Source organism: Streptomyces sp. SP18CS02, assembly GCF_036322365.1.
Classification (GTDB): Bacteria; Actinomycetota; Actinomycetes; order Streptomycetales; family Streptomycetaceae; genus Streptomyces.
This window is the reverse complement of record NZ_JAQYXC010000266.1, coordinates 213,859-230,609: the sequence shown is the minus strand read 5'-3', so window position 1 is coordinate 230,609 and position 16,751 is coordinate 213,859. Positions and strand designations below refer to the sequence as shown.

Annotated in this window: 13 protein-coding genes; 4 read left to right on the top strand and 9 right to left on the bottom strand. The window is 73.0% G+C overall.

All coding sequences use genetic code 11. The features are described 5' to 3' along the window. Positions 1–7: 7 nt before the first annotated feature. On the top strand, positions 8–745 hold the full coding sequence (locus PUR26_RS08795; RefSeq protein ID WP_329870854.1) for a gamma-glutamyl-gamma-aminobutyrate hydrolase family protein: 738 nt from the start codon (positions 8–10) through the stop codon (positions 743–745). 106 nt (positions 746–851) lie between these two features. Here the strand turns inward: PUR26_RS08795 and PUR26_RS08790 are convergent, their stop codons facing one another. Continuing rightward, positions 852–1,757 carry a LysR family transcriptional regulator gene (locus tag PUR26_RS08790; protein WP_329870852.1) on the bottom strand — a complete coding sequence of 302 codons (906 nt, stop codon included), beginning with the start codon at positions 1,755–1,757 and terminating at the stop codon, positions 852–854. Positions 1,758–1,827: 70 nt separating this feature from the next. On the opposite strand from PUR26_RS08790, the gene PUR26_RS08785 reads away from it, so the two are divergent. Further along, positions 1,828–2,934, top strand: a complete 1,107-nt coding sequence (locus tag PUR26_RS08785; RefSeq protein WP_329870850.1) for a TDT family transporter — start codon at positions 1,828–1,830, stop codon at positions 2,932–2,934. On the opposite strand, the gene PUR26_RS08780 is transcribed toward PUR26_RS08785, so the two are convergent. From PUR26_RS08780 to PUR26_RS08765, 4 genes are all read right to left on the bottom strand, one after another. After that, positions 2,873–3,586, bottom strand: a complete 714-nt coding sequence (locus PUR26_RS08780) for a helical backbone metal receptor (protein ID WP_329870848.1) — start codon at positions 3,584–3,586, stop codon at positions 2,873–2,875. The genes PUR26_RS08785 and PUR26_RS08780 overlap by 62 nt on opposite strands. 1 nt (position 3,587) lies before the next feature. Further along, the gene (locus PUR26_RS08775) at positions 3,588–4,133 is read right to left on the bottom strand and encodes a helix-turn-helix domain-containing protein (RefSeq protein WP_329870847.1); all 546 of its coding nucleotides are present in this window, start codon (positions 4,131–4,133) and stop codon (positions 3,588–3,590) included. A 378-nt stretch (positions 4,134–4,511) separates the two neighbouring features. Beyond that, the gene (locus PUR26_RS08770) at positions 4,512–6,338 is read right to left on the bottom strand and encodes an ABC transporter permease/substrate binding protein (protein ID WP_329870845.1); all 1,827 of its coding nucleotides are present in this window, start codon (positions 6,336–6,338) and stop codon (positions 4,512–4,514) included. Continuing rightward, a complete protein-coding gene (locus tag PUR26_RS08765) occupies positions 6,331–7,572 on the bottom strand; it encodes a quaternary amine ABC transporter ATP-binding protein (protein ID WP_329870843.1) in 1,242 nt (413 codons plus the stop codon). Before PUR26_RS08765 ends, PUR26_RS08770 begins: the two co-directional genes overlap by 8 nt. A gap of 231 nt (positions 7,573–7,803) precedes the next feature. Here PUR26_RS08765 and PUR26_RS08760 point away from each other — a divergent pair, with 231 nt between their 5' ends. Continuing rightward, complete coding sequence (locus PUR26_RS08760; RefSeq protein ID WP_329871055.1) at positions 7,804–8,709, top strand: 5'-3' exonuclease; 906 nt, start codon at positions 7,804–7,806, stop codon at positions 8,707–8,709. Between the two features lie 46 nt (positions 8,710–8,755). Next, positions 8,756–9,601, top strand: coding sequence for a siderophore-interacting protein (locus PUR26_RS08755; RefSeq protein WP_329870841.1), 846 nt, complete (start codon positions 8,756–8,758; stop codon positions 9,599–9,601). Between the two features lie 216 nt (positions 9,602–9,817). On the opposite strand, the gene PUR26_RS08750 is transcribed toward PUR26_RS08755, so the two are convergent. The 4 genes from PUR26_RS08750 to PUR26_RS08735 all read right to left on the bottom strand — a co-directional run bounded on the left by PUR26_RS08750 (position 9,818) and on the right by PUR26_RS08735 (position 16,664). Beyond that, positions 9,818–10,426, bottom strand: coding sequence for a MerR family transcriptional regulator (locus PUR26_RS08750; RefSeq protein ID WP_443077019.1), 609 nt, complete (start codon positions 10,424–10,426; stop codon positions 9,818–9,820). A gap of 604 nt (positions 10,427–11,030) precedes the next feature. Further along, entirely contained in the window at positions 11,031–12,419 is a 1,389-nt protein-coding gene (locus PUR26_RS08745) for a cytochrome P450 (protein ID WP_329870837.1), read from the bottom strand. Positions 12,420–12,729: 310 nt separating this feature from the next. Beyond that, on the bottom strand, positions 12,730–15,558 hold the full coding sequence (locus PUR26_RS08740) for a DEAD/DEAH box helicase (RefSeq protein WP_329870835.1): 2,829 nt from the start codon (positions 15,556–15,558) through the stop codon (positions 12,730–12,732). Positions 15,559–15,746: 188 nt separating this feature from the next. Continuing rightward, positions 15,747–16,664: a diacylglycerol kinase gene (locus tag PUR26_RS08735; RefSeq protein WP_329870833.1), complete on the bottom strand. Its 918-nt coding sequence runs from the start codon at positions 16,662–16,664 to the stop codon at positions 15,747–15,749. Positions 16,665–16,751 lie beyond the last annotated feature (87 nt).

The following is a 16,751-nucleotide window of genomic DNA, read 5'->3' as shown; positions in this document are numbered from 1 at the left end:
CTTTCCCGTGCCCAAGCCGCTCATCGGTGTGACGACCTACCTCGATCCCGCCAGGTGGGGCGTGTGGGAGATGCCCGCGGCGCTGCTGCCCGAGGCCTATCCGCGTCTGGTCCGGGCGGCGGGCGGCGTCGCCGCGATGCTCCCCCCGGACGGACCGTCCGCGGCCGCCGATCTGGTCGCCCGTCTCGACGGTCTGGTGATCGCGGGCGGCGCGGACGTCGATCCCGCACGGTACGGGGCCGAACGCGATCCCCGGACGGGCCCGCCGGCGCGGGAGCGGGACGCCTGGGAGCTCGCCCTCATCGAGGCGGCCCTCGCCACGGGAACGCCCCTGCTGGGCATCTGCCGCGGCATGCAGCTGCTGAACGTGGCACGCGGCGGCACCCTCGTGCAGCACCTGGACGGGCACGTCGACGGGGTGGGCGTGCCGGGGCTGCACAAGGTGGAGCCGGTGCCGGGAACGCTGTACGCGTCGCTGGTCCCGGAGACGGCGGACGTGCCGACGTACCACCATCAGGCGGTGGAATCGCTCGGCGACGGCCTCATGGCGTCCGCCCACGCGGTGGACGGCACGGTGGAGGCGGTCGAGCTGCCGGGTCCGGCCTGGGCCCTCGGGGTGCAGTGGCACCCCGAGATGGGGACGGACCTCCGGGTGATGGAGGGGCTGGTCCGGGCGACCTCGTCCGCGGACGGACCGCCCCCGGGCGGCACGGACCGGCCGACGGCCGTCGGGTCCGCGGCGTAGGGCCGTCGGGTCCGCGGCTCGCCGGGCCGTCGGCCCGCGGACACCTGGGGGCGGTGCCCGGGGGCGGATTCCGGGGCGCGCCCCGGCGAAGGGCGGCGCGAGGCGGTCAGGAGCCGCCGCGCGCCAGTGACAGCAGGTCCCTGGCCGGGCCCGTCGGGCGCGGGCCCGTCGGCCAGACCGCCCGCAGGGCGCGGCGCAGGTCCACGCCCTCCACGGGGACCTCGACCAGGCGGCGGGAGGAGAGCTCCTCGGTGACGGCCAGCTCGCTGAGGACCGCGGGGCCCGCTCCGCTGACGGCCGCGGCCTTGACCGCCGTGGTGGAGGCGAGCTCCAGGAGTGGATCGGCGAGCCCGCCGTGCGCGGCCAGCGCGGAGTCCAGGACCTGACGGGTTCCGGAGCCGTACTCGCGCAGGATCAGCGGGGTGGCCGCCAGCTCCGCGGGGGTCAGCGGCGCGCGTCGCTGGGTCCACCGGTGGGACGGAGCGGCGACCACGACGAGCCGGTCGTGCCCGACGACCACCGCGTCCAGGCCGTCCGGCACGGAGAGCCCCTCGACGTAGCCGAGGTCCGCCTCGCCGGCCAGCAGGCCGGCGGCGACCGCAGTCGAGTTGCCGGCCCGGAGCGAGACGGCCGTGTCGGGCCGCTCGGCGCGCAGGGCTATCAGCCAGCGCGGCAGCAGGTATTCGGCGATGGTCATCGACGCCGCGACCCGCAGCCGTGAGTCCCGGCTGTCCCGCAGCGCCTGCGCACCCGCGTCGAAGGCCTCGGCGGCCTCCACGACGCGCCGGGCCCAGTCGGTCACCAGGGTGCCCGCGGCGGTGAGCCGGGAGCCCCGCGGCGAACGGTCGACCAGGGCGACCCCCAGCTGCCGTTCCATGGACCGGACGCGGCTGCTGGCGGCGGGCTGGGTGATGCCGACCTCGCGCGCCGCCCGGCCGAGGCTGCCGTGCCGGGCGACGGCGAGGAGCAGTTCCAGGGCGCCGAGATCGGGCACACGATGGGAGAGGCTCATAAAATCAGCTTATGGGGTCATAGGTGCAAGAGTCCTGGTGGGGGGCGTTTCGGCGGGCGAGCATGAGGCCATGGCACCCCTCGCACGACACCTCCCCCTCAGTCGGACCCCGGCCTTCCGTCACCTCGGCCCGAACTGGTACGCCGCGGTGATGGGGACCGCGGGCGTCGCCAACGCGGGCGCCACGCTGCCCTTGGACGCCCCCGGCCTGCGGGGGGCGTGCGCGGCTCTGTGGACGCTGTCCCTGCTGGCGTTGCTGATGCTGCTCGCCGCTCGCGCCCTGCACTGGGCGCACCACCGCGACCAGGCGCGGGAGCATCTGCTGGACCCCGCGGTGGCCCCGTTCTACGGCTGCCTGTCGATGGCCCTGGTCTCGGTCGGCGGCGGCGCGCTGATCGTGGGCCACGACTGGATCGGCCTCCCGGCGGCGGTGCGGCTCGACGCGGTGCTGTTCGCCGCCGGGACCGGAATCGGCCTGGTGGCGGCGGTGGTGGTCCCGTATCTGATGGTGGTGCACCACAAGGTGGAGAGCGCGTCGCCGGTGTGGCTGGTGCCGGTGGTGGCCCCCATGGTGTCGGCGGCGCTCGGTCCCCTGCTGGTGCCCCATCTGCCGGCGGGCCAGTGGCAGCAGACGCTGCTGGCCGCCTGTTACGGAATGTTCGGACTGAGCCTGCTGGCGACGCTGGTGATGCTGCCGCTGGTCTTCGGGCGGCTGGTGACCGGCGAGCCGCTGCCCGCCGCGCTCACTCCGACCCTGTTCCTGGTGCTGGGGCCGCTGGGCCAGTCGACGACCGCCGCGAACACGTTCGCCGACGCCGCGCCGGGGCTGCCGTACGCGCCCGCGCTCGCCGTGCTGTACGGCGTGCCGGTGATGGGCTTCGCCCTGCTGTGGCTGGCGCTGGCCGGGGCGATGGCGTTGCGGGCCCGGCGCCGGGGCATGGGCTTCACGATGACCTGGTGGGCGTTCACGTTCCCGGTCGGTACGTGCGTGACGGGCGCGGAAGGGCTGGCGCAGCACACCGGGCTCGCCGCCCTGCGCTGGCTGGCGGTAGGGCTGTACGTCCTGCTGGTGGCCGCCTGGCTGGTCGCCGCCGAGCGGACGCTGCGCGGGCTGCTCAGCGGAGCGCTGCTCGCAGCGCCGCGGGTGCCTCGGCCAGCGAGGGTCCGTACCACGTGAGGTGCCGTCCGCCGACCAGCGCCGCGGGCAGCGCGCCGAAGGCCTCGGGGCCGTCGTCCGCGGTGAAGCGGTACGGCTCGTCCGGGAGGACGACGAGGTCGGCGCCCGCCTCGAGCAACCGGTCGAGGGGGATCCGCAGGTAGCGCTCGGGGTGGTCCGCGTACACGTTGACGACACCGAGGCGGGCCAGCAGGTCACCGGCGAACGTGTCGCGGCCCAGCACCATCCAGGGCCGGCGCCACACCGGCACGATCGCCCTGCGGTACGTCTCCGGGGCCTCGCCCGCCGCCGCCCAGGCGGCCTCTGCCTCGTCCAGCCAGCGCGGCCTGCCCCGCACCCCGCAGGCGCGCAGCACCCGGTCGAGTTCGCGGAACGCCTGCTCCAGACCTCGGACCTCGGTGACCAGCACCTCCACCCCGGCGGCCCGCAGCGCGGCGATGTCCGGCTCGCGGTTCTCCTCCTCGTTGGCGACGACGAGGTCGGGGCGGAGCGCGACGACCGTCCCGAGGTCGGGGTTCTTGGTCCCGCCGACGCGTGTGACGTCCAGATCCCCGGGGTGGCTGCACCACTGGGTGGCGCCGACGAGCACACCGGGCGCGCTGACGGCGACGGCCTCGGTGAGGGAGGGGACGAGCGAAACGGCACGGAACACGTCAGGTGGCCTCGATGCGCTCGGTGACGGCGACCACGACGACGCGTGCGGCCGGCCCGGTGGCGCGCCAGCGGTGGCGTACCCCTCCGGACATGTACAGCGTGTCACCGCGGTCGAGCCGGTACGCCCGGCCTTCGGCCTCCACCTCGACGGAGCCGTCGGCGACGTACAGCAGCGAGTCGTTGCGCAGCACCAGCTCACGGCGGGCGTCGTGCTCGCCGGTGAACTCGTCGGCGTGCATCTGATGCTCCCCGCGCACCAGTGGGCGCATCCCGGCGGCGGGCTGCCGGGCGTGATCGGCGGCGCGTACGACGTCGACGGTGCGTGCCGAGTCGGCGGCGTCGAGCAGTTCCACGGCGGTGGTGCCCAGCGCGTCGGCGACCCGCTGGAGCGAGCGCATGCTCGGGCGGGCCCGCTCGTTCTCCACCTGGCTGAGGAAGGGAACGGACAGGCCGCTGCGCTCGGCGACCGCGGCGAGCGTGAGCGCGAGCGCTCTGCGCCTCCTGCGGACGGCGGCACCGACCCGGAGTGTTTCCTTGTCGTCCATCTCTCGGCTCCCTCACCCTCTTCGTCCACCTTACGCAGCGGCGGTACCACTGAGTAGCGCAACAGCGGAAGCCGCAGCTCGGCGGGGGTCCCGCCGGGCGGCGGAGAGCGGGGGCGGAGAGCGGGGGGCGGAGAGCGGGGGGGGGCGGAGAGCGGGGGGGCGGAGAGCGGGGGGGGCGGAGAGCCGGCTTCCGCCGGCGGCGGGGGTGGTGCGCGGGACCGCCGGGACGACGGAGGCGGGCCCCGCCGGTGACGACGGGGCCCGCCTCCTCCTGGCGCGTGCCTCATGGCGCGTGCCTCATGGCGCGTGCCTCATGGCGCGTGCCTCCTGGCGCGTGTGTTCCGACCGCCGGGGCGGCGCCGGACGTGTCGGCCTCGGCTACCGGGCCGCCGCCCTCTCCTCCGCCTCGGTGACCGGCGCCCAGGTGTCGGCGGCGTCCGGGTTCTCCTTCAGCCAGGCCCGGACGGCCTCCTGCTCCTTGCCCTTGCCGGTCTCCTGGATCTTCGCCTCAAGACCGGTGAGCTGCTTCTCGGTCATCCTGAAGTTCTTCATCCACTCGCCGACCCGCGGGTTGTCGTCGGAGAAGCCCTTGCGGGCCAGGGTGTGGACCCCGTCACCCTTGCCCCAGGCACCCTTGGGGTCGTCGAGCTTCTTCAGGTCGTAGCTGGAGTAGGCCCAGTGCGGCGACCAGAGGGTGACGACGATCGGCTCCTTCTTGGCGTAGGCGCGCTTGAGCTCGGCCAGCATGCCGGGAGTGGAGCCGTCGACGATCTTGTACTCGCCCTCCAGCCCGTACTCCTTGAGGATCTTGTCCTTGAGGATGCCCATCATTCCGGCGCTCGGCTCGATGCCGATGACACGGCCCTTGAACCGGCCCGCGTTCCCCTTGAGGTCGTCGAGGGAGTCGATGTCCTTCATGTACGAGGGGACCGTCAGCTCCAGCGAGGTGGGGCCGTACCAGGCGCCCATGTCCTCCAGCCGGTCCTGGTACTTCTTCCAGTACGTGGCGTGGGTGACGGGCAGCCAGGAGTCGGTCTGGACGTCGATCTGGCCGTTGGCCATCCCGGTGTACAGCGCGCCTGCCTCGTACTGCTTGGCGTCGACCTCGAAGCCCCGCTGCTCCAGCAGTTCCTTCCAGAGGAAGGTGGAGGCGATGCCCTCGTCCCAGGGGATGTAGCCCATGGAGATCTTCTCGCCGTGGCCGACGTCCTTCCCGGCGGCGGTGGTGGACCGGCCCGCACCACCGAAGACACCCATGCCGCCGGCGACGAGCGCGAGGACGACCACGCCCACGACGGCCACGGTGGGCCTGGGGCGGTGGCTCCAGATCTTCAGGCCGCCGGTGAGGGCCGCCGCCTTGGCCGCCGCGCGGCGGCCGAGCGGGGAGACCTGGCGGCCGAGCGCACCGGTGATCCGGTCCAGGTACATGGCGAGGACGACGATGGAGATGCCGGCCTCGAAGCCGAGCCCGATGTCGACGTTGCCGATGGCGCGGTAGACGGCGCCGCCCAGACCGCCGCCGCCGACCATGCCGGCGATGACCACCATGGACAGGCCCAGCATGATCACCTGGTTGATGCCCGCCATGATCGTCGGGAGCGCGAGCGGCAGCTGAACCCGCAACAGGGTGTTGCGCGGGGTGGTGCCGAACGCCTCGGCGGCCTCGACGAGCTCGCCGTCGACCTGGCGGATGCCGAGCTCCGTCATCCGTACACCGGGCGGAAGCGCGAAGACGATGGTGGCGATGATGCCGGGAACGACTCCGACACCGAAGAAGATGATGCCGGGGATCAGGTAGACCATGGCCGGCATGGTCTGCATGAAGTCCAGGACGGGCCGGATCACGGCGCTGACCGTCCTGGAACGTGACGCCCAGATCCCCAGCGGGACCGCGATGACCAGGGTGACGATCGTGGCCACGAGCACCAGCGAGAGGGTCGACATGGCGTCGTTCCACAGCTCGATGGAGTCGATCAGGGCGAGTCCGGCGAAGGCCAGGACGCCCGCGAGCAGACCGCGGAGCCACCAGGCCACGACGGCGAGGATGCCGGCGAAGAGCAGCGGTTCGGGCGCGGACAGGGCCGCGTCGATGCCGTCGTACATACCGGTGACGAGGGAGCTGATCGCGTCGAACAGCCAGGAGAGGTGCGCTTGGAGCCAGTCGACACCTGTGTCGACCCACTCGCCGAGAGGGAGCCTAGGCATCGGCCGCCTCCTTCGCGGCGCGGGCGGCGGCCGGCGCGGACACCACCGCCGAGGCGGTGGGTCGCGGGTGGGCCGCGGTGCCACCACCGGCGCCCCTCGGATCGTCGGCCGGCCCACCTGCCGACGGCTGGCCGGCCGGTGACCGGCCTGGCGACGGCGGCACCGCCGACGGCTGTTCGCCGAGGACCGAGAGCAGCCGGGCGCGGGTGACGACGCCGACGAGCTCGCCCGCGTCGTCGGTCACGGCAACGGCCGCACCGCTCGTGGAGCAGGGGGTGAACAGCTCGGCGAGCGGGGCGCCGGCGGGGACGAGGGCGGGCGCCTCGGCCAGGACGTCCTCGGCGGTGCGCAGCTCCTTGCCGCTGTCGGTCCTCGTGCCGAGGACGGTGCCGGGCTCGGCCATGACCGCCCCGGCGGTGAGCACGCGGGAGCGGTCGACGTCCTGGATGAAGGAGGCGACGTAGTCGTTGGCGGGCCTGACGAGGATGTCCTCGGCGGAGCCCAGCTGGACGATCCGGCCGTCACGCATCACCGCGATGCGATCACCGAGGCGCATGGCCTCGTTGAGGTCGTGGGTGATGAAGATGATCGTCTTCTTCAGCCGCTTCTGGAGCTCGATGAGCTGGTCCTGCATGTCCCGGCGGATCAGCGGGTCCAGAGCACTGAACGACTCGTCCATCAGCAGGATGTCGGCGTCGGTGGCGAGCGCGCGGGCCAGGCCGACGCGCTGCTGCATACCGCCGGACAGCTCGTCGGGCCAGGACTTCTCCCAGCCGCCCAGTCCGCACAGCTCCAGCGCCTCGGCGGCGCGCCGGTCGCGCTCGGCGCGGGGGACACCCTGCACTTCGAGGCCGTAGCCGGCGTTCTCCAGCACGCTGCGGTGCGGGAAGAGCGCGAAGTGCTGGAACACCATGCTGATCCCGGTGGAACGGACGCGGCGCAAATCCCGCGGGCTCAGCGCGGTGAGGTCCTGCCCGTCGTACATCACGCGCCCGGCGGTCGGCTCCAGCAGTCCGTTGAGCATGCGCAGCAGGGTGGACTTGCCTGACCCCGACAGACCCATCACGACGAAGATCTCGCCCGGTTCGACGGAGAACGAGGCGTCGATCACCGCCGCCGTCGTACCGTCGGCGCGCAGTTCGGCGCGGTCTGCGCCGCCTTCGAGCTTGCGAACCGCTTCGCCGGGTCGTCTGCCGAACACCTTGTACAAGTGATCGGCTTGCAGGCTGGACACATACACCTCACGCGTGGGAACGAAACCGGCCCGACACCCCCGGTCGGCAGGCCGTGGAGCGGGGCGGGTTCTGTCCGCGTCAGCCGTGACCCCGATGGTTGAAACCGGGACAGGGTCCGCTCCGCTGCCGCGCCTGCCCGAGGCCATACCCGGCAAACGGAAAGGTGATCCACTTCACTCACGTCGACCGTCGGCGGGGTGCGGCATGATCGGGGTGTGACGCGACGCCTGATGCTCCTCGACACCGCCTCCCTCTACTTCCGCGCCTACTTCGGGGTGCCCGAATCCGTGAAGGCCCCGGACGGTACGCCGGTCAACGCCGTGCGGGGGCTGCTGGACTTCATCGCCCGGCTGGTCCAGGACCACCGGCCGGACGACCTGGTGGCCTGCATGGACGCCGACTGGCGACCGCACTGGCGGGTCGAGCTGATCCCCTCGTACAAGGCGCACCGGGTGGCCGAGGAGACGGCCTCCGGGCCTGACGAGGAGGAGATCCCGGACACTCTGTCGCCCCAGGTGCCGGTGATCGAGGAGGTACTGGACGCGCTGGGGATCGCACGGGTCGGTGTGGCGGGGTACGAGGCGGACGACGTCATCGGCACCCTCGCCGGGCGGGCGGCGGGCCCGGTGGACATCGTCACCGGCGACCGGGACCTGTACCAGCTGGTGGACGACGCCCGGGGAGTGCGGGTGCTCTACCCGCTCAAGGGGGTCGGCACGCTCCAGGTGACGGACGAGGCCTGGCTGCGGGAGAGGTACGGCGTGGACGGTCCGGGATACGCGGATCTGGCGCTGTTGCGCGGCGACCCCAGTGACGGCCTGCCGGGCGTGCCGGGGATCGGCGAGAAGACGGCCGCCAAGCTGCTGGACTCCTTCGGCGACCTCGCGGGGATCATGGCGGCGGTGGACGATCCCTCGGCCGGGCTGACCCCGTCGCAGCGCAAGCGGCTGGACGAGGCCCGGGACTACGTGGCGGTCGCGCCGAAGGTGGTGCGGGTCGCGGGGGACGTACCGGTTCCGGACTTCGACCCCGCGCTGCCCGTCGGCCCCCGCGACCCGGCGGGGCTGGAGGAGCTCGCGGCCAGGTGGGGGCTGGGCGGCTCGCTGGAGCGGCTGCTCTCCACGCTGCACCGGTGAAGTGCTAACTTAGGTAAGCCTAAGCAACCGACCTGGGGAGAGCGCAGTGGCGGAACAGTCGACCCGCAAGGCACCGACAGCCCACGAGGCCCGGGTGGTGCGGACCGAGCGGATCACTCCGCACATGGTGCGTGTCGTCCTCGGGGGCGAGGCGATCGCCGGGCTCGCGGCGGACGAGTTCACCGACCACTACATCAAGCTGCTGTTCGCGCCGGAGGGCGTGACGTATCCGGAGCCGTTCGACGTGGCGCGGATCCGCGAGGAGCTGCCGCGTGACCAGTGGCCCCTGAACCGCACCTACACGGTACGGGCGTGGGACCGGGACCAGAGCGAGCTGACCGTGGACTTCGTGGTCCACGGCGACGAGGGCGTGGCGGGCCCCTGGGCCGCGCGGGCCCAGGTCGGCGAAACGATTCGCTTCCTGGGGCCGGGCGGCGGGTACGCGCCGGATCCGGCGGCGGACTGGCACCTGCTGGCAGGCGACGAGAGCGCGCTGCCGGCGATCGCCGCGTCGCTGGAGGCCATGACCGAGGGTGCCGTGGTGCATGCCTTCATCGAGGTCGAGGGCCCGGAGGAGGAGCAGAAGATCGCCGTGCCGAACGGTGCCGATGTGCGCTGGCTGCACCGCGCGGGGCGCCCGGTCGGCGAACTGCTCGTCGCCGCCGTACGGGAGCTGGACTTCCCCACCGGGGACGTCCACGCGTTCGTGCACGGCGAGGCCGGTGTCGTGAAGGAGCTGCGGCGCCATCTGCGCATGGAGCGGCACATCGCGCGCGAGCGGCTGTCGATCTCGGGCTACTGGCGTCTGGGGCAGACCGACGAGGCGTGGCGCGCGGTGAAGCGCGAGTGGAACGAGCAGGTGGAACGGGAGCAGGAGAACCCGGCCGCCTGAGAAGCGGACGGCACCACATCGACGGGCCGGCCCTCGGTACCGGCCCGTACGCTCGCCCTCCCGGCGGCCACAACGGCCGCCTCGCCCCTGGCCGCTGCCCCGCAGGCAGACCGGGCGCCCCTGCCCCTGCCCCCGCCACCGGCACCGGCACCGGCACCGGCAAGCCGGGGCGGCAAGCGGTGCGGGGCGCCGCTCCCCCGGCCCCGGGGCGGGCCCTCAGCCGATGGCGCCCTCGTCGCCGTACATCCGGGCGGACGCGTCGATGTGCGCCAGCCGCCGCAGCGCCGTGAGGACCGCCTCGCCGAGGACCGTCCCGATGACCACGCTCTCCACCAGGTCCTCACGGCCGGCGTTGCGGGCGACGTACCCGAGATCCACGGCCGCCACCTTCTGCGCGGCATCCGCGTAGTCGTCGAGCCCCTCGACGAAGGCGCCGTGTCCGACCCGCTCCAGCGCCGCGAGGGCGGCGGCGAGCGCCTCGGCCGAGGGGCTGTCCCGTTCGACCCGCCAGCCACGGCGAGTGAGCAGATCCGCCACCACCTGCCTCGCCGTGGTCAGCTCGACGTCCGCCGTCCCGCCGGCCGGCGGGGCGATGGGGTCCGTGGCGGCCCCGAGGACCCTGTGCACGGGACGGGAGGGGTCGTCGACGGCGACCAGCACGTCCCGGATGGCCGCCACCGACAGTCCGCCCACGTCGAGCAGGGCACGCACCAGTCGCAGCCTGCGTTCGTGCTCCGCGCCGTAGCTCGCCTGATTGGGACTGCTCAGCCGGCCCGCCGGCAACAGCCCTTCCCGTACGTAGTACTTGATCGTCGGCACCGGCACCCCGGTCCTCCGGCTCAGCTCACCGATGCGCACCCGGCGCCCGCCTCTCCGCACAGCCCTCCGCCCGCGCCAGGCGGGCTCGTCCCGAACAGCGCACTAACGGATAGCAATAGTGGCCACTATCCATAATGCCGGGTCCGGAAGCGGTGCTTCCCTACCGGCCCCCGCGGACTTCCGACTCGTACGGCATGTCGTCGGGCGTCCGCGGCGACAGCCGCCCCTGCCCCGCGCGGGCCAAGGCCGCCCCTCGACACGCGGTCACCGCTGAGCGCGCCGGTCCGTCACCAGCCCTCCGGCCGCGATCCCCACGGGGCCCGGCGGTGACGACACCGCCCGCCCTGGGCGGAACGCGTTCACGACGAGGGAACGAGGTGAAGCCGGACCAAGCTCCACGACGAGGGAACGAAAGGGAGCCGAACCGGCTCGGCTCCACCACCGGCGACGCGCCCGGAGCTCCGACCGGATTCGGCCGGCCGCGGGCGGCCTGTACGTCCGGTGTCGCGGAGCACGGTCGGCGCGCCGCGCAGGGCCGTCGCGGCCCTGCGCGGAACGGGCCCCGGAGGGGACCGCGGGAGGGCGCTCTCAGCGTTCCCCTCTCCCCCGGCTACCGCCCACGGGCCCGCACCGTGGCCGGGACGTCCCTGTCCGGCTGGAGGGTCAGGCCCGGTACGGGCCGTATCTCCCCCGGGTCGAGGTCCAGGTGGAAGCGGCGAGCGAGGACGGCCAGGACGAGCACGGCCTCGACCATGGCGAACCGCGCCCCGAGGCAGACCCGGGGTCCCCCGCCGAAGGGGAACCAGGCGTACTCCGGTATCCGCTCCGCCGCTTCCTCCCCCTCCCCCGTCCATCGCTCCGGCCTGAACTCCTCCGGGTCCCGGAACCATCGGGCGTCCCGGTGCGTGGCCCACTGGCTGCTCCATACACGGGTGCCCGGGGGCACCGGCCTGCCACCCAGGCGCGCACCCTCCTTGGCCACCCCCGTGAGCAGCCAGACGGTCGGGTAGAGCCGCAGGGTCTCCTTCACCACCGCCCGGGCGTACGGCAGCCGCGCATAGTCCTCGAAGCCCGGCTCACGGCCGGCGCCGAGGACCTGGTCCAGCTCCGCCGCGAGGGCATCCCTCACCCGCGGATTGCGGGACAGCAGGTACCAGGTCCAGAGCAGGGTGCTGCTCGTCGTCTCATGGCCACCGATGTACAGCGTGACGGTCTCGTCCCGGATCTCCTCGTCCGACAGCGTCGCACCGGTCTCGTCCCGCGCCGCGAGCAGCCGGCTGAGCAGATCGGGGCGGTCCTCCCCGCCGTCACGGTGCCGTGCGACGACCCGGGCGACCTCGGCGTCGATCACCGCGGTGGCCCGCTTGACGCGGGCCCTCCCCGGAGTGGGCACCCGGTCGGGCAGCAGTGCGCCCAGACCGCTGAACTCCGCGCCGATCTCCTGCTGCGCGGTGTCCATCGCCCGCCCGATGGCCGCCGCGTCGGCGGCCGTGTCGACGCCGAAGATGGTGCGTACGGCGATGAGCCGGGTGAGAGCGGCCATCTCGCGCTTCACGTCGATCCGCGCACCGTCGCTCCACCGGTCCGCCAGCGCCACCGCGCATCGCGCCATCGTCGCGGCGTACGAGCGCACCTGCCTGGGCCGCACCGACGGCTGGACGAGCGACCGCTTGCGCCGCCAGTCCGCGCCCCTGGCGACCACCACGCCGTTGCCGAGCAGGGTCCGGAACGACGCACCGAGTTCGGGCTGGTCGAAGGTGCGCTCGACCTCGGTGAGCAGCTCACCGATGTGTCGCGGGTCGGAGATGAAGAGGGACGGCTTCGGGCCGAATCGCCAGCTGACCATGTCGCCCCGGTCGCGCATCCGCACGAAGAACGCGAGGGGGTCCTTCCCGAACTCGGGCAGGTTGCCGAGCAGCGGTATTCCGCGGGGACCCGGCACGATCACCGGCCCGTTGTGCTCGGCGGCGTCCGCTGTCGTCCTGGTGTGCGTGGTCACGAGCGGTCTCCCCTCCTTCACGGCACCGCGCACGACCGTGTGCGTCCCACGGCATGGCTGCGAGCGTGCGCGTGCCTGAGCGTGTCGGTGTGTCGGCGCATGCGTGAGGTCGCCGCATGCGCGGGTGGGCCGGTGCGTGGTGGTGCGAGTGCGTGGGTCCATGGAATCGGATGTGCCCGGGAAGGCGCCACCCCTGTGGATAACTCACCGACGGCACGGCCAGGGCGACCGCGGCGCGCACAGCGGTTGCGCCCGTACGCCAGGGGCCCGGCCGGAACACTCCGGCCGGGCCCCTGACTTCACTCAGGTGTCAGCCCACCGAGCTGTACGCCACGACACCGCGAAGCAGCCCGTCGACCGCCTTGCGGGCGTTCTTCGCGACCGTGCTGCCCTCGCGCGGCGCGGCGGCCGCGATCTGCCCGAGCACATCGATGACCTGCTTGCACCAGCGCACGAAGTCGCCCGCGGGCATCTCCGCCTCGCGCAGCACCTCGTCGAGCCCCTTGTCGGAGGCCCACTGGTACGCCGCCCAGGCGAAGCCGAGGTCCGGCTCGCGCTGCCCGACGCCTTCCGCCTGGCTGATCTTGAACTCCTCCTCCAGGGCGTCCAGCCGGCCCCAGATCCGCACCATCTCGCCGAGCGCGGCCTTGGCCTTGCCCGAGGGGAGCTTCGGCGCCACGGCGTCGTCCGCCTGCCTGGCCTCGTACACCAAGGCCGAGACGCACGCGGCCAGTTCGGGCGGGTTGAGCCCCTCCCACACGCCCTCGCGCAGGCATTCGCTGGCCAGCAGGTCCAGTTCGCCGTAGAGCCGGGCGAGCCGCTTGCCGTGCTCGGTGACCTCGTTGCCGCGCAGGTAGTCCATCTCGGTCAGCAGCGCGACGATCCGGTCGAAGGTGCGGGCGATCGTGTTCGTACGCCCCTCGATGCGCCGCTCCAGCTGCCGGGTGTCGCGCTGGAGCCGGTGGTAGCGCTCGGCCCACCGCGCGTGGTCCTCCCGCTCGGCGCAGCCGTGGCACGGGTGGGCGCGGAGTTCGGTGCGCAGCCGGGCGATCTCGCGGTCGTCGGCGGCCGCGGAGCGCTGCTTGCGGTGCCGGTCGGGTTCGATGTGTCCGGCCTTGGTGCGCAGCGCGGACGCGAGGTCGCGCCGGGACTGCGGGGAACGCGGGTTGAAGGACTTGGGGATCCGCATCCGCTCCAGCGCCTCCACCGGTACCGGGAAGTCGATGGACGCGAGCCTCTTCACCTGCCGTTCGGCCGTGAGGACCAGCGGGCGCGGCCCGTCCTGGTGCTCGAAGCCGCGGTGCCCGTTGGACCGTCCGGCGGGCAGCCCGGGGTCCAGGACCAGCGCCAGGCCCGCGAACTTGCCGGTCGGCACATGGATGACGTCGCCGGGCTTGAGCTTCTCCAACGAGACGGCGGCGGCGGCGCGGCGCTGGGCCGCGCCCTGCTTGGCCAGCTCCGTCTCACGGTCCTTGAGGTCGCGGCGCAGCCGCGCGTACTCCTCGAAGTCGCCCAGGTGGCAGGTCATGCCCTCCCGGTAGCCGTCGAGTCCCTCCTCGTTCCTCTGCACCTGGCGGGAGATGCCGACCACGGACCTGTCCGCCTGGAACTGCGCGAACGACGTCTCCAGCAGTTCGCGCGAGCGGTGCCGGCCGAACTGGTCGACCAGGTTCACCGCCATGTTGTACGAGGGCCTGAAGCTGGAGCGCAGGGGGTAGGTCCGCGTCCCGGCGAGACCCGCCAGCTGCTCCGGGTCCATGCCGCGCTGCCACAGCACGACCGCGTGGCCCTCGACGTCGATGCCGCGCCGCCCGGCCCGGCCGGTCAGCTGGGTGTACTCGCCGGGGGTGATGTCGGCGTGCTGTTCGCCGTTCCACTTGACCAGCTTCTCCAGGACGACCGACCGCGCGGGCATGTTGATGCCCAGCGCGAGCGTCTCGGTGGCGAAGACGGCCTTGACGAGCCCGCGGACGAAAAGATCCTCCACGACCTCCTTGAAGGTGGGCAGCATGCCGGCGTGGTGGGCGGCGATGCCCCGCTCCAGTCCTTCCAGCCACTCGTAGTATCCGAGGACATGGAGGTCTTCGGTGGGGATCGAGGCGGTGCGCTCCTCGACGATCTCGCGGACCCGCTGGCGCGACTCCTCGTCGTTCAGGCGCAGTCCGGCGTACATGCACTGCTGCACGGCGGCCTCGCAGGCGGCCCGGCTGAAGATGAAGGTGATGGCGGGCAGCAGCCCTTCGGCGTCGAGGCGCTCGATGACCTCGGGCCGTGCCGGCGTCCAGATCCGCGACCGCTGACGGCGTTCGCGCTCCCGGTCGGCCTCGCGGATCATCTTGCCGCGGCGCCTGTCACGGGGGTTGTACGTACGCTGGTTCTCCATGCGCGCCAGGCGGACCAGGTCGGGGTTGACCTCGCGGCGTCCGGCCCCGCGGCCGCCGTGGTCGGTCTCCTCCTCGAAGAGGTCGTACATCCGGCGTCCGGCCAGCACGTGCTGCCACAGCGGCACGGGCCTGCTCTCGGAGACGATGACCTGGGTGTCGCCGCGGACCGTGTCGAGCCAGTCGCCGAACTCCTCGGCGTTCGACACGGTGGCGGACAGTGAGACCAGGGTCACCGATTCGGGAAGATGGATGATCACTTCTTCCCAGACGGCTCCGCGGAAGCGGTCGGAGAGGTAGTGCACCTCGTCCATGACCACGTATCCCAGGCCGCGCAGCGACTGGGAGCCCGCGTAGAGCATGTTGCGGAGCACCTCGGTGGTCATCACGACGACCGGCGCCTCGGAGTTGACGCTGTTGTCACCGGTGAGCAGGCCGACCTTGTCCTGACCGTAGCGCTTGACCAGGTCGGCGTACTTCTGGTTGGACAGCGCCTTGATGGGCGTGGTGTAGAAACACTTGCGCCCCTGCTCCAGGGCGAGGTGCACGGCGAACTCACCGACGATGGTCTTGCCCGAGCCGGTGGGTGCCGCGACGAGCACGCCCTTGCCGCTTTCCAGGGCGCGGCATGCCTCGATCTGGAACGGGTCCAGGTCGAAGTCGTACATGGCGCGGAAGGGGGAGAGCGCGGTGCTCTGCTCGGCGGCGCGCTGCCGCGCCGCTGCGTACGCTTCCGCGGGTGTGAGTTCGTCTGTCATCTTGATATCGAGCGTACCCGTCGGCACTGACAGTCAGCTCGATCTTTAATCGACCCGGTGGGACCCGGTGAAGACCGGTGGGCCCGCCGCCCCCCGGGGGCGCGGGGCCCGCCCGGGGCAGCGGCCCACGCGGGGCACCGGGACTTCTCCGTCCCGGCCATCGGACCGTCGACCGTGGGCGGTTCCGGTCACGACGCCCGGGAAGCGCCGCGCGCCTCGGGAGCGAGCACCACGGCCGCCCCCGGCACGCACTCGGCGGTCAGGGGAAGCGGCCCGAGCGGCTCCCCGTCCGCGTAGCCGGTGGTGCCGGCCGCCGCCAGCGTGACCTTGGCGGCCCGGTGCGCCGTGACCACGGGGTGGCTCAGATGCGTTCCCCGGTAGACCCGCGGGAACACCCGCAGCAGGGTGCTCCGGGAGCAGTCGCCCACGACGGTGACGTCGAACAGACCGTCGTCCATGACCGCCTCGGCGCATATCCGCATCCCCCCGCCGTAGGAGGTTCCGTTGCCGACGGCGACGAGGGTGGCCTCGATCTCCCGCTCCGTACCGTCGTCCAGGGTCATCCGGTAGGCGATGGGCCGGAAGGAGGCCAGCTCCGCGATCATGGCCAGCTCGTATGTGAAGCGGCCGCCGGGCCGGCGCGTTCGGTTGCCCCGGTCGTTGACGCGCGAGTCGAACCCGGAGGCCAGCACCGTCCCGAACCACCGCTCGCCGACCCGCCCGAGGTCGATGTTCCGCGTGCGCCCGGCCGCGAGGGCCTCGGCGGCCAGCCGCCCGGCCGCGGCAGGATCCCGTACCGGCAGGTCAAGGGCGCGGGCGAAGTCGTTGCCGGTGCCGACGGCGATCACACCGAGCGGGGTCCGGGTGCCCGCGACGGCCTGGAGGGCGAGCGAGACCATGCCGTCCCCGCCGACGGCCACCAGCGCCCCGGTCCCGCCGTCGACGGCCTCGCGAGCCCGTCGCAGCGCGTCGCCGGCGTCGGCGCCCAGGACCACACGTACGGAGAAGCCCGCCTGTCGCAGCGCGCGAGCGGCCGGCTGCGCGGCGTGCGCGCCCCGGCCGCGTCCCGCCGCCGGATTGACGAAGAGAGTGATCTCGCTGCTCATGGGGCCCCCGGGACGTGGTGTGGGGCAGGACCCTACAAGGTCGGCGCGACCCCGCCGCCCCCAGGGCGAGGCAGTCGCCACCGGCAC

Coding starts and splice junctions, on each gene's coding strand:
- PUR26_RS08790 (WP_329870852.1), bottom strand. CDS start 1,757: ATGAGCCTCTCCCATCGTGTGCCCGATCTCGGCGCCCTGGAACTGCTC.
- PUR26_RS08785 (WP_329870850.1), top strand. CDS start 1,828: ATGGCACCCCTCGCACGACACCTCCCCCTCAGTCGGACCCCGGCCTTC.
- PUR26_RS08775 (WP_329870847.1), bottom strand. CDS start 4,133: ATGGACGACAAGGAAACACTCCGGGTCGGTGCCGCCGTCCGCAGGAGG.
- PUR26_RS08770 (WP_329870845.1), bottom strand. CDS start 6,338: ATGCCTAGGCTCCCTCTCGGCGAGTGGGTCGACACAGGTGTCGACTGG.
- PUR26_RS08760 (WP_329871055.1), top strand. CDS start 7,804: ATGCTCCTCGACACCGCCTCCCTCTACTTCCGCGCCTACTTCGGGGTG.
- PUR26_RS08740 (WP_329870835.1), bottom strand. CDS start 15,558: ATGACAGACGAACTCACACCCGCGGAAGCGTACGCAGCGGCGCGGCAG.
- PUR26_RS08735 (WP_329870833.1), bottom strand. CDS start 16,664: ATGAGCAGCGAGATCACTCTCTTCGTCAATCCGGCGGCGGGACGCGGC.